At 66.3% G+C, this 20500-nt stretch carries 19 protein-coding genes and 4 tRNA genes; 6 read left to right on the top strand and 17 right to left on the bottom strand.

Going from position 1 to position 20500, the window contains the following annotated elements; translation table 11 throughout:
* The first annotated feature begins 80 nt into the window (after positions 1-80).
* The 3 genes from recG (at position 81) to ACW17X_RS02720 (ending at position 5227) form a co-directional block, all read left to right on the top strand.
* Positions 81-2168 (top strand): ATP-dependent DNA helicase RecG, encoded by a 2088-nt coding sequence (gene recG / locus ACW17X_RS02730; RefSeq protein WP_492099546.1) that lies wholly within the window; start codon positions 81-83, stop codon positions 2166-2168.
* A 79-nt stretch (positions 2169-2247) separates the two neighbouring features.
* The gene (locus tag ACW17X_RS02725; protein ID WP_492099545.1) at positions 2248-3861 is read left to right on the top strand and encodes an NAD(P)/FAD-dependent oxidoreductase; all 1614 of its coding nucleotides are present in this window, start codon (positions 2248-2250) and stop codon (positions 3859-3861) included.
* A gap of 631 nt (positions 3862-4492) precedes the next feature.
* Positions 4493-5227: a hypothetical protein gene (locus tag ACW17X_RS02720; protein WP_492099544.1), complete on the top strand. Its 735-nt coding sequence runs from the start codon at positions 4493-4495 to the stop codon at positions 5225-5227.
* Positions 5228-5818: 591 nt separating this feature from the next.
* Here the strand turns inward: ACW17X_RS02720 and ACW17X_RS02715 are convergent.
* The 5 genes from ACW17X_RS02715 to ACW17X_RS02695 are packed head-to-tail and all read right to left on the bottom strand — an operon-like array spanning position 5819 to position 9881.
* Positions 5819-6613, bottom strand: a complete 795-nt coding sequence (locus tag ACW17X_RS02715) for an MBL fold metallo-hydrolase (RefSeq protein WP_492099543.1) — start codon at positions 6611-6613, stop codon at positions 5819-5821.
* A complete protein-coding gene (locus tag ACW17X_RS02710) occupies positions 6610-7392 on the bottom strand; it encodes a TatD family hydrolase (RefSeq protein WP_492099542.1) in 783 nt (260 codons plus the stop codon). Before ACW17X_RS02710 ends, ACW17X_RS02715 begins: the two co-directional genes overlap by 4 nt.
* Positions 7392-8384, bottom strand: a complete 993-nt coding sequence (locus ACW17X_RS02705; protein WP_492099541.1) for a DNA polymerase III subunit delta' — start codon at positions 8382-8384, stop codon at positions 7392-7394. The genes ACW17X_RS02710 and ACW17X_RS02705 overlap by 1 nt, the downstream gene beginning before the upstream one ends.
* The gene (gene tmk / locus ACW17X_RS02700) at positions 8381-9013 is read right to left on the bottom strand and encodes a dTMP kinase (protein WP_492099540.1); all 633 of its coding nucleotides are present in this window, start codon (positions 9011-9013) and stop codon (positions 8381-8383) included. The genes ACW17X_RS02705 and tmk overlap by 4 nt, the downstream gene beginning before the upstream one ends.
* Before the next feature lie 37 nt (positions 9014-9050).
* Complete coding sequence (locus ACW17X_RS02695) at positions 9051-9881, bottom strand: septal ring lytic transglycosylase RlpA family protein (RefSeq protein ID WP_492099539.1); 831 nt, start codon at positions 9879-9881, stop codon at positions 9051-9053.
* Positions 9882-9991: 110 nt separating this feature from the next.
* Between ACW17X_RS02695 and ACW17X_RS02690 the strand changes: the two genes are divergently transcribed.
* Positions 9992-10081, top strand: a tRNA-Ser gene (locus ACW17X_RS02690).
* Positions 10082-10535: 454 nt separating this feature from the next.
* Here ACW17X_RS02690 and trhO read toward each other — a convergent pair.
* The 9 genes from trhO to ACW17X_RS02645 form a co-directional block, all read right to left on the bottom strand.
* Complete coding sequence (gene trhO, locus ACW17X_RS02685) at positions 10536-11468, bottom strand: oxygen-dependent tRNA uridine(34) hydroxylase TrhO (protein ID WP_492100429.1); 933 nt, start codon at positions 11466-11468, stop codon at positions 10536-10538.
* A 55-nt stretch (positions 11469-11523) separates the two neighbouring features.
* Positions 11524-11600, bottom strand: a tRNA-Arg gene (locus ACW17X_RS02680).
* A gap of 18 nt (positions 11601-11618) precedes the next feature.
* Positions 11619-11924 (bottom strand): ETC complex I subunit, encoded by a 306-nt coding sequence (locus ACW17X_RS02675; RefSeq protein WP_271166349.1) that lies wholly within the window; start codon positions 11922-11924, stop codon positions 11619-11621.
* 78 nt (positions 11925-12002) lie between these two features.
* Positions 12003-12079 (bottom strand) — tRNA-Pro (locus tag ACW17X_RS02670).
* 45 nt (positions 12080-12124) lie between these two features.
* On the bottom strand, positions 12125-12604 hold the full coding sequence (locus tag ACW17X_RS02665) for a DUF192 domain-containing protein (protein ID WP_492099538.1): 480 nt from the start codon (positions 12602-12604) through the stop codon (positions 12125-12127).
* Positions 12605-12627: 23 nt separating this feature from the next.
* Positions 12628-13152, bottom strand: coding sequence for a cold-shock protein (locus ACW17X_RS02660; protein ID WP_492100428.1), 525 nt, complete (start codon positions 13150-13152; stop codon positions 12628-12630).
* Between the two features lie 254 nt (positions 13153-13406).
* Positions 13407-13481, bottom strand: a tRNA-Glu gene (locus tag ACW17X_RS02655).
* Between the two features lie 96 nt (positions 13482-13577).
* The gene (gene recJ, locus ACW17X_RS02650; protein ID WP_492099537.1) at positions 13578-15389 is read right to left on the bottom strand and encodes a single-stranded-DNA-specific exonuclease RecJ; all 1812 of its coding nucleotides are present in this window, start codon (positions 15387-15389) and stop codon (positions 13578-13580) included.
* A gap of 40 nt (positions 15390-15429) precedes the next feature.
* Positions 15430-15891 (bottom strand): hypothetical protein, encoded by a 462-nt coding sequence (locus tag ACW17X_RS02645; RefSeq protein ID WP_492099536.1) that lies wholly within the window; start codon positions 15889-15891, stop codon positions 15430-15432.
* Between the two features lie 422 nt (positions 15892-16313).
* Here ACW17X_RS02645 and phaC point away from each other — a divergent pair, with 422 nt between their 5' ends.
* Together phaC and ACW17X_RS02635 are read left to right on the top strand one after the other, a co-directional pair.
* Positions 16314-18044 carry a class I poly(R)-hydroxyalkanoic acid synthase gene (gene phaC, locus ACW17X_RS02640; protein ID WP_492099535.1) on the top strand — a complete coding sequence of 577 codons (1731 nt, stop codon included), beginning with the start codon at positions 16314-16316 and terminating at the stop codon, positions 18042-18044.
* Positions 18041-18418 carry a hypothetical protein gene (locus tag ACW17X_RS02635; RefSeq protein ID WP_492099534.1) on the top strand — a complete coding sequence of 126 codons (378 nt, stop codon included), beginning with the start codon at positions 18041-18043 and terminating at the stop codon, positions 18416-18418. Before phaC ends, ACW17X_RS02635 begins: the two co-directional genes overlap by 4 nt.
* Here ACW17X_RS02635 and msrB read toward each other — a convergent pair.
* The 3 genes from msrB to rpsI all read right to left on the bottom strand — a co-directional run bounded on the left by msrB (position 18415) and on the right by rpsI (position 20500).
* A complete protein-coding gene (gene msrB, locus ACW17X_RS02630) occupies positions 18415-18918 on the bottom strand; it encodes a peptide-methionine (R)-S-oxide reductase MsrB (protein WP_492099533.1) in 504 nt (167 codons plus the stop codon). The two genes, ACW17X_RS02635 and msrB, sit on opposite strands and share 4 nt — an antisense overlap.
* A 50-nt stretch (positions 18919-18968) precedes the next feature.
* On the bottom strand, positions 18969-19904 hold the full coding sequence (gene argC, locus ACW17X_RS02625) for an N-acetyl-gamma-glutamyl-phosphate reductase (RefSeq protein WP_492099532.1): 936 nt from the start codon (positions 19902-19904) through the stop codon (positions 18969-18971).
* A gap of 101 nt (positions 19905-20005) precedes the next feature.
* Positions 20006-20500: a 30S ribosomal protein S9 gene (rpsI, locus tag ACW17X_RS02620; RefSeq protein ID WP_008260755.1), complete on the bottom strand. Its 495-nt coding sequence runs from the start codon at positions 20498-20500 to the stop codon at positions 20006-20008.

The raw sequence follows: 20500 nt of genomic DNA, 5'->3' as shown, positions 1-20500 counted from the left end.
GCGTCCTAAAATGGAAGAAGCGCAGATAGCGCTCCTTCGCCCACTTCGCCACCCGTCATGGTCACGCTATGTTCCCGGCGATGCGTCCGCAGATTCTCTTTCCCCTGTTCGCCGAGGTCTCCAGCCTGAAGGGCGTGGGCCCCCGCGCCCTGCCCCTGGTGCAGAAGGTCGCGGGTCCGCTGGTGCGCGATCTGGCCTTCCTCGGCCCCTCGGGCGTCATCGTGCGCCGGCCCATGGAGGCGGCGACCGCCGTGGACGGCGAGGTCGGGATCTTCGAAATCGTCATCGACCGCCTGTTCGTCCCCAGCCGCCCCGGCGCCCCGCTGAAGGTCCGCGCCAGCGACCCGACCGGTTTCGTCCACCTGGTCTGGTTCGGCGGCTCGCCCCAGCATATCGACCGGCTGCTGCCGCGCGGCGAGACCCGGCTGGTCTCGGGCAAGGTCGAGCGGTTCAACGGCGAGGTCCAGATCGTCCACCCGGACATCGTCACCCTGGACAAGGCCGCCGACATCCCGGCCTCCGAACCCGTCTATCCGGCGACCCAGGGCCTGACCTCGCGCCAGCTGCGCAAACTGGTCCAGGCCGCCCTGCCCGCCGCCCCCGACCTGCCGGAATGGCAGGATCCCGCCTGGCTGAAGAAGCAGGACTGGCTGGGCTGGCGCGCCGCGCTGGACGCCCTGCACGCCCCGGCGAGCGAGCTGGACCTGACGCCCGACGCCCCCGCCCGCCAGCGTCTGGCCTATGACGAGTTCCTGGCCCACCAGCTGGCCCTGGCCCGCCGTCGCCGCGCCCGCGAGATCAAGCCCTCGCCCGACATCGCGCCCGGCGCCGCCTCCGACTGCCTGCTCCAGGCCCTACCCTTCACCCTGACCAACGCCCAGGCCCAGGCCGTCGCCGAAATCCGCCGCGACCTGGCCTCCGGCAAACAGATGGGCCGCCTGCTTCAGGGCGACGTCGGCTCGGGCAAGACCGCCGTCGCCGCCCTGGCCCTGGCCGACGCGGCCTCCAGCGGCTTCCAGTCCGCCCTGATGGCCCCGACCGAAATCCTGGCCCGCCAGCACTACGAGAAACTCGGCCCCCTGCTGGAGGCGGCCGGCGTCGCCTCCGTCCTGCTCACCGGTCGCGACACCAACGGCCAGAGGCGCGAGAAACTGGCCGCCCTGGCCTCCGGCCAAGCCCAGGTCGCCATCGGCACCCACGCCCTGTTCCAGGACGCCGTCCGCTTCGACCGCCTGGCCCTGGCCGTCATCGACGAACAGCACCGGTTCGGCGTCAGCGAGCGCCAGCGGCTCCAGGCCAAGGGTGATCCGCGAATCGGCGCCGTCCACCTGCTGACCATGTCGGCCACCCCCATCCCTCGCACCCTGGAACTGACCCAGTATGGCGAGCTGGAAGTCAGCCGCCTGATGGAGAAGCCGCCGGGCCGCACCCCCGTCACCACCGCCGTCGTTCCCCTGGCTCGGATCGGCGAGGTCGCCGCCCGGTTGAAGACGGCGCTGGACGCCGGCGCCCAGGCCTATTGGATCTGCCCCCTGGTCGCCGAATCCGAGGCCATCGACCTCGCCGCCGCCGTCGATCGCGCCGACGACCTGCGCCGCCTGCTGGGGGTCGAGGTCGGCCTCGCCCACGGCCAGATGCCCGGCGCCGAGCGCGAAGCCGTCATGGCCGACTTCGCCGACGGCCGCCTCCCCCTGCTGGTCGCCACCACCGTTGTCGAGGTCGGGGTGGACGTGCCCAACGCCTCAATCATGGTCATCGAACACGCCGACCGCTTCGGCCTGGCCCAGCTGCACCAACTGCGCGGCCGCGTCGGACGGGGCTCAAAGGCCAGCTCCTGCATCCTGCTGTACGGCGGCCAGGACGGCGCCCTCGGAGAAACGGCCAAGGAACGGCTCGAAACCCTGCGCCGCACCGAGGACGGCTTCGTCATCGCCGAAGAAGACTTCCGCCTACGCGGCGGCGGCGACCCCCTGGGCCTGAAACAGAGCGGCTTCCCCGCCTACCGCTTCGCAGACCCGATCCGCCACCGGTCCCTGATGCTGGCCGCCGCCGACGACGCCCGCCTGATCCTGAACCGCGACCCCGACCTTACGTCCGAGCGCGGCCAGGCCGTGCAGGTGCTGGAGGAGTTGTTTGACTGGAAGGGGCACAAGGCGGGGGCGGATTGAAGGGGACGCCCACGCCCGCGCCCGTCATCCTGGGCCTTGCGCCTAGGATCCAAAGACTCAAGCGGCTAGAACGCCCCCGATGTTGCGCCTGTCAGAACTCAAACTGCCCCTCGACCACCCGCCGGAGGCCTTGCCCGCCGCGATCGCCGCCCGCCTGGGCGTGCCGCCGCACGATCTTGTCTCTTGGTCGATATGGAAGCGGGCGCACGACGCCCGCCGGAAATCCGCGATTCTGAAAGTCTATATCCTCGACGTCGAGGTGAGGGATGAATCAGCGGTGCTGGCCCGCCTTGCGGACGACGTGCATGTGGCGCCGACGCCAGACGTCGCCTATCGCCCGGTCGCTCTCGCAACCAAGACCGAGCGCCTTCGCCCGCTCGTGATCGGGGCCGGGCCGTGCGGCCTGTTCGCCGGGCTGATCCTGGCCGAGATGGGGTTCAAGCCGATCATCCTCGACCGCGGAAAAGTGGTGCGGCAGCGGACGAAGGACACCTGGGGCCTGTGGCGAAGCAGCAAGTTGGACCCGGAATCCAACGTGCAGTTCGGCGAGGGCGGCGCGGGCACCTTCTCCGACGGCAAGCTCTACAGCCAGATCAAGGATCCGCGTTTCCTGGCCCGCAAGGTGTTGACCGAATTCGTCGCGGCCGGGGCGCCGGAGGAAATCCTCACCGAGGCCCACCCGCACATCGGCACCTTCCGCCTGGTGACCATGGTCGAGGCCATGCGCGAGAAGATCGAACAGCTGGGCGGCGAGTACCGCTTCGAGCACCGGGTCACGGACATCGATCTCGACAAGGGCGCCCTCCGGGGCGTGCGCCTGCACACCGGCGAGACGCTGGAGGCCGATCACGTGGTCTTCGCCATCGGCCATTCGTCGCGCGACACCTTCCAGACTCTCTACGAGCGCGGCGTCCATATCGAGGCCAAGCCGTTCTCGATCGGCTTCCGCATCGAGCATCCGCAGTCGTGGATCGACAAGGCCATGTTCGGCCCCTGCGCCGGCCACCCCGATCTGGGCGCGGCGGCCTATACGCTCTCGCACCACTGCTCGAACGGCCGCACCGTCTACAGCTTCTGCATGTGCCCGGGCGGCACCGTGGTGGCGGCGACCAGCGAGCCCGGCCGCGTCGTGACCAACGGCATGAGCCAATATTCGCGCAACGAGCGCAACGCCAACTCCGGTTTCGTGGTCGGCATCTCGCCCGAGGATTATCCCAGCGACCACCCGCTGGCGGGCATCGAACTGCAACGGGAGCTGGAGACCCGCGCCTATGCGGCCGGCGGCGGCGACTATTTCGCGCCGGGCCAGCTGGTCGGCGACTTCCTGGCGGGCCGCCCCTCGACCGCGCTGGGCGAGGTCGTCCCCAGCTATAAGCCGGGCGTGCGCCCGACCGACCTGGCGCCCCTGATGCCCGACTATGTGATCGCCGCCATGCGCGAGGCCCTACCCGTCTTCGGCCGCAAGATCGCCCGCTACGACGACGCCCAGGCGGTTCTGACGGGCGTCGAAACCCGCAGTTCATCCCCGATCCGAATGACCCGCGGCGCCGACTTTCAGAGCCTGAACGTGCGCGGCCTGTTCCCTGCCGGCGAAGGCGCCGGCTATGCCGGCGGCATCCTGTCGGCCGCCGTTGACGGCATCAAGGTGGCCGAAGCCGTCGCCCGGTCGATGGTGGCGGAGGGGACGGCGTAGATCGGTCGAACACAGACAGCGCCCACCGTCGGTTCTTGGATGCCCTCGTTCGGCTGCTACTGGAGCGTAGCCGCCGCGATCGTGCGACAATCCGGACCTCGTCGGAGGGCGCTGATCGGCTTTCCGGCCGCTGGCCTGAGACGGGTCCCGACCCGTTGCGGAAATTCAGCTTGGCGGTTCCGGTTGTCCCGTTGAAGCGGCCAGCTAAACTATCAGCGGAGGACGAGATGAATGCATCTACAGTGCGGTTGTGCGGATTCGCGGGTTTGATTGGCGCGGTCGCCATGTTCGCGCGCAATAGGCTGTTTTACGGACAGTGGGGTGGTGGTGGTGACGCATTCGCGTCATCTTTGAAGGTAGTTCAGCGACGACTAGCTAGTCTTCACGGGAGGGCGGGCACCCGCCCGCCCTTCCAAATCGCCACAGCTGAGAGCCCAAAGACATGACATCAGGTATCAGACTTGCGGCCATCGTTGTTGCTTTGGCGCTTTGCGACCAAGCCGAAGCCCAGGAACAAGGGAGAGCCGGGGCTGGGGACCAAGCGAGAAATGTTAGCCGGGCCCTGGCGGTATGCGGTGACTCATCGTTCGAAATCATCGGAGATACGGTTTGCCTGGCTGGGATCATTACAATGGAGATGGCCGTCGCGGTCGAGGCTCACCCGGAACCGTTTAAGGCCGTCGTGCTGAATACGCCAGGCGGGGATATGGCCGCGTCCCTGCGAGTTGGGCGACGTCTGTTCAAGGACAAGGCGGAGATTATCGTGGACGGAGAATGCTCGTCTTCATGCGCCAACTATCTTGCTCCGGTAGGGCACCGGAAACTCCACGTCACCGAGGGGTCGTTTATCGCCATGCACGGCACGCCGCCGCGGGGCCTGTTCGGTTATATCGAGGCGCGGCGTGTAGAGTCCGGCCAGACTGTTGAAGCGCTCATGGCCGACCCCACGACGTTCTTCGAATTTCAGCGAGATTTTCCTCAGCATGTGACGGAAGTCGTCCTGCCCGAGGTGCAGTATTACGCGGACGTTCAGAAGGACGAGGCCTATGCGACGCGGTTCGTGGAGGTGATGCGGACCCTGGAGATGCGCCCGAACTACGGATGCGCACCCGCAGGCCCGACCCTGATCATCATCGGCCCGCGATGGATGAGCCGGTTTCGCATCAACAGCACCAATGTCTGGTGGATGGAGGATCGCCAAGCCCTGATCGAACGCCTGCCCGAGTCGCTGCGCAATCAAATGCTTGTAATCGATGGCGATGAGCATCCCTCATGGATCCCCGGACGAGGCTTCGTTACCCCTCAGGACTGCATGACGACCCGGCCCGCAGCGCCCGATCAGCAGCCGGACCGACTGGTGTTCTGAAAGCCCAGTCGCCTGTGCTTCGCCAGCGGTCATCTTGATCCGGTATCATCCGCCGAAATAGACCTAAAAATCAGCGCACAGCTACCTCAGTGGTTCTGGGAATATCAATACCGTATGGACGTCGCTGAAAGGCATAGTTGTTAAAGTCGGATATCCGCCCCGAACAGATGTTCGGGACGTGCGCTTTCCAGCGCGGCTCTGCTGAATGAAAATGTGAGGAGAGCGGTTCGCATAGATGAACCGAGGAAGGCAAACGAAGCTCACCTTCCCCAATTTGTCGAACTGAAGCTAATCCTTTCAACACCCTAACGCGCCCCAACCGCCATCAACCTAACACGCCTCCAGACTGTGTTAGCCTCGTCGTCCGGTCTTTGACATCGGGCGCGCGCCGCAGTCCGCCTGCGACGTCCGCTCCCCATCAACGCCACAATCGTCGCCCCTGGCGCGTTTGGCGCCTTTGGCACGGTTGTCACCCTGTTTTCGCGCCAAACTGACCGGCCTCAGCCGATCCTAACGCCGCAGCGGTCGCCCCATGGCGCATTTGGCGGTTTGGCGGTTTGTCACCCTGTTTTTACGACAAACTGAGCGGCCTCAGCCGATCATGCAGCGCCAGCCGTCGAACCCGACCTCGACATTGGCCGGAACAATCGCCGACAATTCCTTGTAATCCATGTCGATATGCAGGTTCGTCAGCACGGCCCGCTCGACATCCGCCGCCGCAATCCACTCCAGCGTCCGATCCAGATGGGCATGGGTCGGATGGGGGGTGTAGCGCAGGGCGTCGACGATCCAGACCTGGCTCCCCGCCACCGCACGGATCGCTGCCTCGTCCAGGTCCGAGACGTCGCTGGAATAGGCCATGTCGCCCAGCCGATAGCCGACCGACCGGATCGGCCCGTGCCCCTGATCGAAGGTCACGACCGGGATCGCGCCCCCCGGCCCCTCCACCGACCAGGCCGTCCCGTGGGGCGGAATGACCTGGGCGTCCAGCAGCGGCGGATAGCCGAACTTGCTCTCGAAGATATAGTCGAACCGGTGCGACAGGGACGTCAGGGTCGCCTCGTCCATCCAGGCCGGGATCCGCTTGCGCGCCCGCGTCGCGAAAGTCCGCAGGTCGTCAATCCCATGGGTCTGGTCCGCATGGTCGTGGGTATAGAGGACGGCGTCCACATGCCGGGTCTCGCTGGCCAGCATCTGTTCGCGCAGGTCCGGCGAGGTGTCGATCAGGATGTTGGTCATCCCCTCCGGCCCGGTCTTCCTCGCCAGCATCGCGCAGCGCGTCCGCCGGTTCCTCGGCTCGGCCGGGTCGCAGACGCCCCAGTCGCCGTCGCCCCGCGGCACCCCGCCCGAGGATCCGCTGCCCAGGATGACGACTTCGAAACTCATGCCGATCTCGGTATCCGGTCAAAGAGGCCGAAGAAGGCCTCGGTGGTTCTCTGGTCCGCCTCCTCGGCGCTCCAGCCCCTGATCTCGGCCAGCTTGTCCAGCACATGGCTGATATAGGCCGGTTCGTTGCGCCGCCCGCGATGCGGGATGGGCGCCAGATAGGGGCAGTCGGTCTCGACGATTATACGCTCGGCCGGCATGTCCCGGATCACCGCCCGCACATCCTCGGCCGCCTTGAAGGTGGCGATCCCCGAGACCGAGAACCAGGCCCCAAGTTCCGCTGCGATTCCCGCCAGTTCCGCCCCGCTGGTGTAGCAGTGCATCAGCATCTTGAACGGCCCGGCGGCGTGCTCCTCCTTCAGGATCGCCCCCATGACCTCATCCGCCTCGCGGGTATGGATCACCAGCGGCAGCCCCGTCTCCCGCGCCGCCGCCACATGCTGGCGGAACACCGCCGCCTGGATCTCGCGCGGACTGAAGTCATAGTGGAAGTCCAGCCCGCACTCGCCGATCCCCACCACCTTGGGCCGCTGCGCCAGCTCCACCAGGGTCGCCGCCGTCAGCTCCGCCGCATCCTTGGCCTCGTGCGGATGGACCCCGACCGTGCACCAGATGTCCGGGTTGGCCATGGCGATCCCATGGGTCGCCTCAAAGGTGGTCAACTTGTCGGAGATCTCGACCATCAGACCGACCCCGGCCTCGCGCGCCCGGGCGATCACCGCGTCCCGGTCCTCGTCGAACTGGGGCGCGTGCAGGTTCACATGACTGTCGATCAGCATCAGCCCATCCGCGCCTGCTGGGCCTGGACCCGCTTCAAGTCCGCCAGCGCCCCGGCCAGCACATCGGCCTTGTCCAGGTTCAGCCCCGCCGCCCGCTCCGGCAGTGGCTGCAGCCGCTCCCACAGCTCGGCCCAGCGATTGCCTGCGCCGGCCGGACTGCTCAGGGCCTGCATCCGCACCGCCGCGATCAGCCGCTCCATCAGGGTCTCGAACCGCTCTTGCCCCTCGGCCCCCCGGAACTTGTCGGCGATGGCCAGGGCCTCGGCCCGGTCCACATCCCCCTCGACCCAGCGCCGCGCCAGCTGGTCCATCTCGAAGGTCGCCCCCGACGCCAGGGCCAGGGCCGCGCCCGGCGATCCGCCCGCCATGGCCGCCGCGTGCTCGGCCTCCTCAGGCTCCGCCCCCGTGCGGTTCCGCACCAGGGTCTCCAGCCGCTCCGGCGTCCAGATGGGGAAGCTCAGCCGCCGGCAGCGCGACCGGATCGTGGCCAGCAGCCGCCCCGGCGCATGGGTCACCAGGAACAGCACCCCCCGCTCGGGCGGCTCCTCCAGAACCTTCAGCAAGGCGTTGGCCGCGTTGATGTTAAGGTCGTCGGCCGCATCGATGATCGCCACCCGGTGCTGGGCCTGGGACGGGCTCTTGGAAAAGAACTCGGGCAGGTCGCGCGACTGATCGACCGAGATCGACTTCTTGGTCTTGCCGCCCTCGACCAGCCGTTCCAGCACCAGCAGGTCCGGGTGGGACTGGGCCGAGATCAGCCGGCTGACCGGATCCTCGCGCCGCGCGCCCAGCGGCCCCCGCGCCGGATCGGCCGCCGCCCCCAGCAGCCGCCGCGCCGCGCGATAGGCGAAGGTCGCCTTGCCCGTCCCCTCGACCCCGCACAACAGCCAGGCGTGGTGCAGACGGCCCCGCTCCCAGGCGTCCAGAAAGGCCGCTTCCGCCGCCGCATCGGGAACCAGGTCGAACCGGTCTCGGGGATGATCGTCGCTCACAGCAACCGGTCCTGAACCGCCTGCCAAACCCGCGCCTCGACCTCGTCCAGCGATCCCACCGCGTCGATCAGCACGCACCGCTGCGGATTGGCCTCGACGATGCGCAGGAAGCCCTCGCGCAGTCGCTGATGGAACTCCAGCCCCTTGGATTCGAACCGCGTCTCGAACAGGCCGCGCCCGAACGCCCGCTCCAGCCCGACCTCGACCGGCAGGTCAAACACCAGGGTCAGGTCCGGCTGGTCGTCCCCGACCACGCCCGCATCGATCTGTTCGATAAAGCTCTGGGCCACGCCGCCGCCCGCGCCCTGATACGCCCGACTGCTGTCGGCGAACCGGTCGCACACGACCCAGTCGCCCGCCTCCAGCGCCGGCCGAATGGTCCGCTCCAGATGGTCGGAGCGCGAGGCGTACATCAGCAGGGTCTCGGTCATGGCCGACCAGGGCTCTGCGTCGGTGGCCACGACCAGGTTGCGGATCACCTCCGCGCCCTTCGAACCGCCCGGTTCGCGCGTCCGCACCACCTGGCGATCGCCCAGGACGTTTTGCAGCCGCTCGACCAGCCGCCCGACCTGAGTCGACTTGCCGGCCCCCTCGCCGCCTTCGAAGCTGATGAATTTTCCACGGGTCACGGGCGCACAATGGCGACCGCGGCGCGGGAGGCAAGCCTTAGCCGCCGGATATCAACAGAGCGTCCGCATATCCGCGCGCCACGACCGCCTGACGGGCCGTCTCGGCCGCATTGGCGTCGATCCACGGCCCGACCATCACGCGATAGGCGCCCCCGCTGGCGTCCACGGTCGCCCGTGCGCCCAGCCGCTCGGCGATTCGCCGCGCCGCCGCCTGATCCGAAAACGACCCGGCCTGAACCCAGTAGGAGCCGTTTCCACTCACGACCGCCGTCGCTTCGACAGGCGCGGTCTGGGGCACGGGCTGATACGGCCTCGCCGTGGTGGATTGCGCGGGCGGCGGCGCCTCAGCCCGCAGCACCGTCCCTCCGCCCAACCTCGGCGCCCGTCCCAGGTAGCGAACCCGCACCCGGCCCACGCCTTGCCGCAGCATATCCAGCTCCTGCGCCGCCCCCCGCGACAGATCGATGATCCGCCCATCGACGAACGGCCCGCGATCATTGACCCGCACGACGATCCGCCGCCCGTTCTCCAGATTGGTGACCTCCACCAGCCCCGGCAGCGGCAAGGTCTTATGCGCCGCCGTCAGCTGGCTCATGTCGAACCGCTCGCCGGTCGAGGTCGGCCGCCCGTTGAAGGCGTCGCCATACCAGGAGGCCAGACCGACCTCTTCATAGTCCGGCTGTTCCTTCGGCGTGTACCACCGCCCGCGCACCTGATAGGGCCGCATCGTGCCCGACACGATCGGCGCCGGATCCTTGACCACCGGCACGGCTCCGCCGGCCCCCTCGCCGCCAAACGTCGAACAGGCCGCCAGCAGCGAGAACAGCCCCAAAATCAGGCCGCTCCGCACCCATTGCCCAATCCGCATCCGCACGCCTCGCCACACTCGTTCAAAAACAAGATGACCGAAGACATTTCCGCTTTGGTTAACGCCCCCTTCCCCTGCTATGGCGTCCGCCCGACCGGCGAGACCGGCAAGGAAGTGTGGCCGAGTGGTTTAAGGCACTGGTCTTGAAAACCAGCGACGGTGAAAGCCGTCCGTGGGTTCGAATCCCACCGCTTCCGCCAGCCCGGCATCCGCAGACATCCGTTGAAGAGCCTGGACCCCTGACGGGCCACAACCGCTGCGAATCACGGCGCCTTTTCAGACAGGAAAGGACCGGTCCGGAGAGGGGCCATCAGCCTTCAAAACGCGGATATCACTTTGGCTTCGGTCTGGCGCCCGGTCGGCCTGCGCGCCTCTCAAGAGGTCGCGCCCAGCCAGCACCGCGCCGCCCAGGACCACGGACAGGCTCAGGACGGCGAGAACCACCCAGACCCTACGCTTGGTTCGAGGACGACTCACGCCGCCCGGAAATGGGATCACCTCGCCCATCCGCTGCCTTTCGGTTGGAGGTTCACAAGCCTTTGACCGATTTCCAACGAGCGCCGTCGACTAGCGTTCCGGTCTCGCAACATTGACTGCGGCGCCCCACCCGCGATGGCGCGTGTGGTCTACTGACAGCCACCCAAATTGAGCGCGTCAGGCAGGACCATGGCGGCCCATGTGGGTCTCGCCGCGTCGACGCGCCAGTTCGATCTGCTTCTGCCGCTCGGCGTAGCGCAGCCGTTGGGCGTCGTCGCGCGTGTCGCGGCAGCGTTCGCAGCAGACACCTTCTATAAAGTGAGGCGAGGCTCGTCCCGCCGCATCCACCGGCATGCGACACCCCCGGCAAAGGGTGTGGTCGCCCTGCGCCAGACCATGCCCCACAGAGACTCGCTCATCAAAGACGAAACAGTCGCCCCGCCACAGGCTGTCGGCCGGCTCGACCTCCTCGAGATAGCGCAGGACGCCGCCTTCCAGGTGGTGGACATTCTTCACTCCCTCGGCCTTCAGGAAGGCGGTCGATTTTTCGCAGCGGATGCCGCCGGTGCAATACATGGCCACACGCCGAGGTTTCCGCTCTTCCAGGAGCGCCCGACCCTCGGTGCGGAACCAGTCGGGGAAGTCGCGGAAACTGCGCGTGTTCGGCTGCACCGCACCTTCGAAGGCGCCGATCTCGCCCTCGTAGTCATTACGAGTGTCGATCACCAAGGTGGTCGGATCAGCGATCAGAGCGTTCCAGTCCTGAGGCGCGACATAGACCCCCGCCTGCCGCGCCGGATCCAGATCCGGCTGGCCCATGGTGACGATCTCGCGCTTGATCCGGACCTTCATCCTCAGAAACGGCATCTCGGCGGTCCAGGCGTATTTGACGTCCAGATCAGCAAAGCCGGCAAAGGCGCGGATGGTGGTCAGCACCGCCTCTACCCCCACTTCAGGCCCGGCGATGGTGCCGTTCAGACCCTCGTTGGCGACCAGCAGCGTGCCCTTGACCCCGCCCGCGTCACAGACGGTCTGCAAACGCGCCCGCACGGCTTCGACCTCGTCGATGGGTGAGAATCGATAAAGGGCCGCGACGCGGATCTGGCCGATGTTCGAGGATGCTGATTCGGTCATGGCGTGGCTTTCAGCTGCGCCGTCGCGAGGGTGGCGCGCCCTGCAGGACTCGAACCTGCAACCGTCCGCTTAGAAGGCGGGTGCTCTATCCGGTTGAGCTAAGGGCGCTCGGCAGCGAGCCGGGCGTCAGTGCGTCCAGGGCTGTTTGCGATTAGGTGCGAAATTGTCGGCGTATGCCTTCAGGATCGTCGGGGCTTCGTTCGGCTCGTGCAGGCGGAACGGAATGCCGTGGCGTTCGGCATAGGCGACGGCCTCTTCCTTCGAATCAAAGGCCAGGCGCACCTGGCCGTTCATGTCCGAAGAACTGGTCCAGCCCATCAACGGATCGATCGTACGGGCCGACGCCGGCTCGAACTCAAGGCGCCAGTCGCGGCTCTTGGCCTTGCCGGACTGCATAGCGGTCTTGGCCGGGCGGTAGATGCGGGCGAGCATGGCGAAATCCCTAGTGATCGGCAGGTCCTGTGGACCTGCCATAACGCGCGCGGGACACGGAATCCAGCGGCCGTTCCTTGGTCGGGGCGAGAGGATTCGAACCTCCGACCCTCTGGTCCCAAACCAGATGCGCTACCAGGCTGCGCTACACCCCGGACCGAACGGAGCGCTCTATTGGCACTTCGCGACGCAATCCGCAATCAAGGCTTGAAATAAGGATGTAAAACCTTGTCGCCGGCCTGGGCCCCTATCTCCGCCGCTCGGCCCGCGCGGAGTTCGAGCACGCCGTTGGCGGGTCCGTTCGAGGGGATGGGCGCCTCAGAAAAGGGGGTGGCGTGGGAAGTGATCGAGACGATGCGTCCCTGCGGGTCGATATAAAGTATGTCGAGCGAACTGGGCGTGTTGCGCATCCAGAAGCTCTGCTCACGCGGCGCGGCGCCCGGCCATTGGAACAGCATGCCGCGGTCTGCCTCCAGTGGCGGGCGGAACATCAGGCCGCGCTGGCGCTCGGGCTCATCGTCCGCAATCTCGACCCAGAAGGTGTGTTCACCGGACGCCGTGACGACGGCGAGCCTCTGAAGGGGCTCGCCATTCGGGCCTTCTGGAGCCTTGGCGGCGCAACCGGCCACGGCCAAGGCCGTAAATCCGGCCACCAGGAAACGTCTTGTCGTGTTGAACATGCGCCCGTCCTCTGGGCGAATGATCAACCGCCCGGTCTGATTTCGGCGACCACCAGGCCCTTGGGACCGCTAGCGAACCGCACCTGAACAACATCGCCCGGCACGAGATCGTCAAGGCCACAGCGACGCAGGGTTTCGATATGGACGAAGATATCGCCGGGCTCGCGGTCGCGCACGACGAATCCGTAGCCCTTGGTTCGATTGAACCACTTCACCATAGCGGGCTCGAGCGCGCCATCGGCTTCAGGAGAAACGATATGAGGTTCGGACACCGGCGCCGGTCGACGGGTGATGACGCTCGCCTCGCCCGCGCCAAGCTCATGTATCTCGACCGCCTGCCAACCCTTGGCGCGTTTCACGCAAGCACAGGTTATCGGCGCGCCTTCATCAGCCGTATCACGGCCGGTATCACGCAGACTGCTAATGTGCAGGAGAACGTCACGCAGTTCAGTCAGCGTCGGATCGTCCGGAACGATGAAGCCATAGCCCTTCGCCGGATCAAACCATTTCACGCGACCGACGACACGAACGGTCTCCGCCGTTTCCATCCCATCGAAATCAGACAAGTTTACACCCCCGTCCGCTCCTCTAACGGACAACAGGTTACGTTTAACACTGTTCCGTGAATCTTTGGAAAGGCCAAAATCCGGAAAAGGGTGTAGAAAGTTGCGCCCCTCAGCAGAAACGTTGCAGTTGTGTCGCGTCAACGCCACTACTGACGCTGATCGGTGCACGGCAACATAAGAATGGATATCAGGGGCAGTGCAGGCGGCCTTTCGGCTCGGCCGCTCATCATCCCGCGTGGCAGTCCCTAGGGGAGTCGAACCCCTCTTTTCAGGTTGAAAACCTGACGTCCTAACCGATAGACGAAGGGACCGCTGCGCGGGAGAGCCGGCGATATAGCCGCGCCCTCGGACGGGTGCAAGCGTGGATTTCGAGTTTTTTGCGACCGCCTAATCCGCTGCGGCGCCGTTCAAACCCTGCGGGGATCGGCGACGTCCTCGATCTCGAACTGCACGCCGCGACGACCGTTCCAGTCGTCCGCCTTCAGACGACCCACGACGTTCAAGCCGCCCTGCCCGCTCAACAGGGCCTCTCCAGTCGGCAGATCGGCGCAGCGCCAGGCGATGGCGCGCACGGAGGCGCCGTCCGGTCCGACCAACCGGCAGCGGACGTGACCGCCATTCATCTGCACCGGTTCGCGCGCCTGCACCCCGCTCAAGGCGAAGACGGGCTCGGGATTGGCGGGACCGAAAGGGGCCAGTTGTTCGAACGACTCGAACAGGGCGCGCGTCGCCGCGCCTGGATCGATAAGAGCGTCGATGTCCAGCGCATCCATCGCCACGGACTCGACTCTTTCGTCGGCCAGCCTTGCATTCAGGAACTTGGTCAGCTCAGCAAGTCGCGCGCTGTCCATCGTCAGGCCGGCCGCCATGGCATGACCTCCGCCGGCCAGCAGGATTCCCTCTTCCCACGCCGCCTGAATTGCACGCCCCAGGTTCATGCCGGGCTGCGACCGGCCGGAGCCCTTGCCTAGTCCAGTCACCGGATCGATACCGACGACGATCACAGGCTTGCGCCAACGTTCGCGCAGACGACCGGCGACGATGCCGACCACGCCGGGGTGCCAATCTTCGCCCGCCACCACGACCAGGGCCGTATCGTCAGCGTGGGCGCCGGTCGCCTCGACCCGACGGACAGCAGTCTCTGTGACGGCGCGCTCGACCTCGCGGCGCGAAAGGTTCAGGGCGTCCAATTCGAGTGCGAGGACCTGCGCCTCTGTTGGGTCATCGGTCGACAGCAGGCGCGCGCCCAGATCGGACCGACCAATGCGTCCGCCGGCATTGATGCGCGGCCCCAGGATGAAGCCCGCATGGTTGCTCTTGGCCGGGCCTTCCTCGGCGCCGGCTGCAGCGAGCAGAGCGCGCAGGCCGGGGTTCTTCCAGTCGCTCATGACCTTCAGGCCCAGCCCTGTCAGGGCGCGATTGAACCCGGTCAAGGCCGTCACGTCGCAGATGGCGCCCAGGGCCGCCAGATCCAACCATTGGCGAAGGTCGGGTTCTGGCCGCTCGACGAACAGGCCGCGCCGTCGGGCCTCGCGATTCAGCGCCGCCAGCAACACGAAGACCACGCCCGCGGCCGCCAGATTGCCCTGCCCCGAGTTGCAGCCGGGCCGATTCGGGTTGACCACCGCCAACGCCTTGGGCGGTTCGCTGCGCATCAGATGGTGGTCGATGACGACGACCTTCAGGTCGATGGCCGCCGCATGGGCCAGAGCCTCGTTCGCCGCTGCGCCGCAATCGACCGTAACCACCAGATCGGCGCCTGCCGCTTTCAAACTGTCGAAGGCCTTGGCGCTGGGGCCATAGCCCTCGGTCAGCCGGTCGGGGACATAGATGGGCAGATCCGCCCCCATGGCGCGGAACCAACGCACCAGCAGGGCGGCGCTGGCGGCGCCGTCTACATCATAGTCAGCGAACACATGGACCCTGGCGCTGGCCTGGAAGGCGTCGAGGATTGCGTCCGCCGCCGCATCCATATCCATGAAGCTGGACGGATCCGGGAACAGAGCGCGCAGGGTGGGCGTCAGGAAATCGGCGCCCTGGTCGGCGCGCACCCCCCGCGAAGCCAAGGCGCGCGCCAGCGGCTCGTCCAGCCCCAGACCTTGCATATGAGCGCGTATGGTCGCGGCTTCGGCCGGTCTCTGACGCCAGACGCGGCCGGACAGGGACTGAGTGACCCCCAAAAATGCGCTGTCGATCTTGAAGCCGCCGTCGTCCGCCATCGGCGCATCATCCGGGGATTCTCGATCCCCGGCGACAGTCTCATTCAACCGGGCGCCGATCGACCGGAGGCGGGGCCTTGGCGCGGTCGCGCAGGCTCTGGGCGAAGGCGTCGATCTCGGCCTGGGTGCGAGCGGAATCAGGCGAGACGGGAACGGCGTCAACCTGGGCACGGGTCTCTGCGGCCAATGTTTCCGCGTCCTTCAGCGTCCAGTCGATCCGTGAGACCTCGGCTTCCAAAGCTCCTCCCTGCCCCTCCAGCCTCCTCACATTGGAAGCGACTTGGGTGGCTCCAGGCAAGTCCGCCGGGGCGGCAGGGAAATTCTCCCAGCTAGGATAATGACGATTGGCGTCGACCAGAGCCTGGACGCGCGGCGCAATGGGGGATGACGGATCAGTTTTTGGCGCGAACGCAGGCGCGCAGGCCCCCAGCAACGCCGGCAGCGCCGCCAAACACAGCGACAAAGCCTTCAGCTTCGTCCTTTTTCGAAAGTGCGCGTTCATGTCGGGGTCGGTCTTATGCCATCATCGCCCCGTGCGGAAGGGCGAGGCGTCGAACCGGGCCTCCGCATTCAGGAACGCGAAGGAAATCCATGGCCCAAGCTCCGAAGAAGAAGGGTCCGAAGGCCGAGGCCTCCGGTGAGTCGCCCGCGATAGCCAAATCCCCAAAGGCCAACCCCGTCCCAGCCGGCAAGCCCGAGCCGACAACGTCGTTCGATGCTCCCGCAGTCAAAACTCCGCGTAAGCCCGGCCGCCCCACATCCGCAAAGCCACGCCCACCTCGTGCGAAGACGTCGCCCCACCCGCAAGCGTCTTCAACCGAATCGCCCCCCGCGCACACCGAAGAGGCGGTTGCGGAAAAAGCCGCCGAGCCCGCCGCCGCCTTCCCAGGAGCCGAACAAGCCCAGTTGCTCGAAACCTTGTCCATGAACCTGGCCAAGGCCGCCATGATGGCTCAGGGCGCGCTCGCCGAGGCCGCCTTGGCGCAAGCTGACCGTCCCGCGGCTCTATCGCCCGATCCATTCAACGTGGCCCCCGCGATGACCTCGGTCATGAGCAGTCTGGCCTCCCGGCCCGAGAAGCTGTTCCAGGCCCAGGCGGACCTGTTCAGCCGATACATGGACCTTTGGACCGGCACGGTCCGCCAGGCGGCCGGCGAACCCCTGCCCGACGCCCCCGCCGATAAACGGTTCAAAGACCCCGCATGGTCGGACAATCCAATGTTCGACATGATGCGACGGTCCTATCTGCTGACCTCGGACTGGATGAACGGGCTGATCGCGGGGGTCGAGGACGTCGATCCGGCGGTCAAGCGCCGTGCTCAGTTCTTCACTCGTCTGCTGACCGACGCCTTCTCGCCGTCCAACTTCCTGGCTTCCAACCCGGTTGCGCTGAAGGCCCTGGCGGAAACCAGCGGCGAATCCCTTGTGAAGGGAATGCAGAACTTCGCCGCCGACCTGGAACGCGGGCAAGGTTCGCTGCGCATCAGCCAGGCCGACTATGGCAAGTTCGTCGTCGGCGAAAACATCGCCACGGCTCCGGGCCAGGTCGTCTGGCGCGACGAACTGTTCGAGCTGATCCAGTACGCCCCGACGACCGAGACCCAGCACGAGATTCCGCTGCTGATCTTCCCGCCCTGGATCAACAAATTCTACATCCTGGACCTTCAACCGACCAATTCGCTGATCCGCTGGCTGTCGGCTCAGGGCTTCACCGTCTTCGTCTGTTCCTGGGTCAATCCGGATCTGGACAAGGCCGGTTTCGGCTTCGACGACTATCTGGAAAAGGGCGTCTATCGCGCCGTCGAAAAGACGCTGGAACAGACAGGCGCGGCCCAGTTGAACGCCGTCGGCTATTGCATCGGCGGCACCCTGCTCGGCGCCGGCCTCGCCCATATGGCGGCCACGCGCGATACGCGTGTCTCAGCAGCCGCCTTCTTCGCCGCCCAGCACGACTTCGCCGAAGCCGGCGACCTGCTGCTCTTCACCGACGAGCACTGGATCGCCGAGATCGAACGCCAGATGGACGCGGCCGGCGGGGTTCTGCCCGGCGCCGCCATGGCCGAGACCTTCAACGCCCTGCGCTCGAACGACCTGATCTGGTCCTTCTTCATCAGCAACTATCTGCTGGGCAAGGATCCGCCCGCCTTCGACCTGCTGTTCTGGAACGCCGACCAGACCCGAATGCCCAAGACCCTGCACCTGGCCTATTTGCGCCAGATGTACGGCGCCAACGCGCTGGCGCGCGGCGTATTCAAGATCGGCGGCCTGACGGCGGACCTGTCCAAGGTAAAGATCCCGCTCTATTTCCAAGCCAGCCGCGAGGATCACATCGCGCCGATGAACTCCGTCTATCGCTCGGCGCGGCTGTTCGGCAGCAAGGACGTCACCTTCACCCTGGCGGGGTCGGGTCATATCGCCGGCGTCGTCAACGCCCCGGCGGCGAAGAAATACCAGCACTGGACCAACGCCGCTTTGCCAGGAACCCTGACCGAATGGCAGGCCGGCGCGGCCGAACATCCCGGCAGTTGGTGGGAGCACTGGGCCGACTGGCTGCACGCACGGTCGGGCGACAGGATTCCCGCGCGAGACCCTGCTAAGGGACCGCTCCCTCCCCTGGCGCCGGCGCCGGGTGTCTATGTGAAAGTGAAGTCTTGAACCGTATTGAACCCAATCTTCTGCTGGCTGTCAGCACGGGCGTCGCGCTGGTGCTTTTGGTCATGACGGCGGCCCTCTTCGGCGAGCCGGGCAATACGGCGAAATATGTGATCAGCGCCGTGGTCTGTACGGTTCTGTTCGTCGCCCTGAACGGCTGGATGGCCCGAGTGATGAACCGGCCTGAGCCGCGGACGATGATAAACACAGCAACGCCATCGACCGCCGTCTGGGCCGGTCTGTTTCCCCTGCTACTCATTGCGGCGGCGGTCGCCCCGGTCTTTCTGCCCGGCCATGACTACGGCCTGCTGATCATCATCGCGGCGGTCTGGTTCGGCGTGACGGTCGACTCCGCCATCCGCGCCAACCGGCGCTAAGCCGGCACGAACTTCAAGGCGACGCCATTGTTGCAGTAGCGCAGGCCCGTGGGCCTCGGCCCGTCGTTAAACACATGCCCCTGGTGCCCCAAGCAGCGGGCGCAATGGTATTCCGTGCGGGGAATGCCGATGGCGAAATCGCGCTTGCGGCCAATGTTATCGGCAATGACTTGATAGAAGCTGGGCCAGCCGGTGTGGGAATCGAACTTCCAGCTAGAACGGAACAGCGGCAGGTCACACCCCTTGCAGACGAAGGTTCCCCGTCGGTGTTCGTTGTTCAGCGGACTGGTGTACGGACGCTCCGTCCCCTCACGACGCATGACGGTCCAGGCCGCGTCGCCCAACCGCCGCCGCCACTCCGCTTCTGATATACGGCGATAGGGAGACGCAGCATACTGACTCTCCCCGGCTTCGACAGGCTCGGGAGAACAGGCGGACAGGGCGAACGCGCCGGCGCCCCTTAGAAGGCCCCGGCGGTTAAAGATCAGGGACTGGGTCATGACTCCCAGTACGACGGCGCGCGCGAAAAGGTTTCTCGCCCTTCACGCCATCAGTTCAGACCCACGCCCTCATCCAGTCCCAGCATGATGTTGAGGTTCTGCACCGCAGCGCCGGACGCGCCCTTGCCCAGGTTATCCAACAGGGCGACCAGCCGCACCAGCTCGCCGGATCGGTCGCCGAAGACGTGCAGACGCAGGCGGTTTGTCCCGTTCAGCCCTTCGGGCTCCAGTCCCGTCATCGCCTCGGTCTCGTCCAGATCAACCACCTCGACGAACCTCTGACCGTCATAGGCCTCGACCAGGGCGCCGTGAATCCGCTCGACCGAAGGGGTCTCCGGCAGGGCGGCAAGGTGCAGCGGAATCTCGACCAGCATACCCTGGCGGTAATTCCCGACCGCCGGGGCGAACAGCACCTCGCGGCTCAGCCCCGTGTGTTTCGTCATTTCCGGCACGTGCTTGTGCCTCAACGCCAGACCATAGGCGCGATATGCGGTCGATGCGCCTTCAGCCTCGAACTCGGCGATCATGGCCTTGCCGCCGCCGGAATAGCCCGAGACCGCATTGACCGTGACCGGATGGCCGGCAGGAACCAGGCCCGCCTTCACCAGCGGCCGCATCAGGCCGATGAAGCCGGTAGGATAGCAGCCGGGGTTGGATACGAACTGTGACCGCGCGATCAGATCGCGCTGGCCTGCATCCATTTCGGGAAAGCCATAGGCCCAGCCCGGCGCGACCCGAAAGGCAGTCGAGGCGTCGATCACCTTGACCGACGGGTTCTCCACCATGGCCACCGCCTCGCGCGCCGCATCATCGGGCAGGCACAAAATCACGGCGTCGGCGCTGTTCAAGGCCTCTCGCCGCGCCTCGACATCGCGCCGACGGTCGCCCAGCAGGATCAGCTCCAGATCGGAACGCGCCTCCAGCCGCTCGCGGATCTCGAGGCCCGTGGTGCCGGCTTCGCCGTCGATGAAGATGGTGTGGGTCATAGGCTGCTCCTGACCCTCCTCACATGCGAGAGGAGAGAGGCAAGAAAAAGGGCGCTCCGGGTCTCCCCGAAGCGCCCCAAATCCAAATCGCGAAACTGCGATTAGCGCTTCGAGAACTGGAAGCTGCGGCGAGCCTTGGCGCGGCCGTACTTCTTACGCTCGACGACGCGGCTGTCGCGAGTCAGGAAGCCGTGCGGCTTCAGAACCTTGCGCAGTTCCGGTTCGAAGTGCGTCAGGGCGTGCGACAGGCCGTGGCGGATGGCGCCGGCCTGGCCGGACAGGCCCGAACCTTCGACGGTGCAGACGACGTCATACTGGGTGGCGCGATCCGAGACGGTCAGCGGCTGGGCAATCATCATGCGCAGCACGGGACGAGCGAAGTATTGCTCCTGGTCCTTGCCGTTGATGGTGATCTTGCCGGTGCCGGGCTTCACCCAGACGCGGGCGATCGCGTTCTTGCGCTTGCCGGTCGAATAGGCGCGGCCCTGGGCGTCCAGCTTCTGGACGTAGACGGGGGCGTCGTTCTCGACCGAAGAGCTCAGGCCCTTCAGGGCGTCGAAACCGGTGGCGGCTTCGGTGTTGGTCACGTCGGTCAT

The organism is Brevundimonas sp. FV1ye4L, from assembly GCF_058681255.1.
Note: the sequence above shows the minus strand (reverse complement) of the source record. Positions and strands in the feature narration are given on the sequence as shown.

Coding starts and splice junctions, on each gene's coding strand:
- ACW17X_RS02660 (WP_492100428.1), bottom strand. CDS start 13,152: ATGGAAACGGCGGAGACCGTTCGTGTCGTCGGTCGCGTGAAATGGTTT.
- recJ (WP_492099537.1), bottom strand. CDS start 15,389: ATGGCGGACGACGGCGGCTTCAAGATCGACAGCGCATTTTTGGGGGTC.
- ACW17X_RS02710 (WP_492099542.1), bottom strand. CDS start 7,392: ATGCTGATCGACAGTCATGTGAACCTGCACGCGCCCCAGTTCGACGAG.
- ACW17X_RS02695 (WP_492099539.1), bottom strand. CDS start 9,881: ATGCGGATTGGGCAATGGGTGCGGAGCGGCCTGATTTTGGGGCTGTTC.
- argC (WP_492099532.1), bottom strand. CDS start 19,904: ATGACCCACACCATCTTCATCGACGGCGAAGCCGGCACCACGGGCCTC.
- phaC (WP_492099535.1), top strand. CDS start 16,314: ATGAACCTGGCCAAGGCCGCCATGATGGCTCAGGGCGCGCTCGCCGAG.
- recG (WP_492099546.1), top strand. CDS start 81: ATGCGTCCGCAGATTCTCTTTCCCCTGTTCGCCGAGGTCTCCAGCCTG.
- ACW17X_RS02675 (WP_271166349.1), bottom strand. CDS start 11,924: ATGCTCGCCCGCATCTACCGCCCGGCCAAGACCGCTATGCAGTCCGGC.
- ACW17X_RS02645 (WP_492099536.1), bottom strand. CDS start 15,891: ATGAACGCGCACTTTCGAAAAAGGACGAAGCTGAAGGCTTTGTCGCTG.
- ACW17X_RS02720 (WP_492099544.1), top strand. CDS start 4,493: ATGGAGATGGCCGTCGCGGTCGAGGCTCACCCGGAACCGTTTAAGGCC.
- ACW17X_RS02715 (WP_492099543.1), bottom strand. CDS start 6,613: ATGAGTTTCGAAGTCGTCATCCTGGGCAGCGGATCCTCGGGCGGGGTG.
- ACW17X_RS02665 (WP_492099538.1), bottom strand. CDS start 12,604: ATGTTCAACACGACAAGACGTTTCCTGGTGGCCGGATTTACGGCCTTG.
- msrB (WP_492099533.1), bottom strand. CDS start 18,918: ATGACCCAGTCCCTGATCTTTAACCGCCGGGGCCTTCTAAGGGGCGCC.
- ACW17X_RS02725 (WP_492099545.1), top strand. CDS start 2,248: ATGTTGCGCCTGTCAGAACTCAAACTGCCCCTCGACCACCCGCCGGAG.
- rpsI (WP_008260755.1), bottom strand. CDS start 20,500: ATGACCGACGTGACCAACACCGAAGCCGCCACCGGTTTCGACGCCCTG.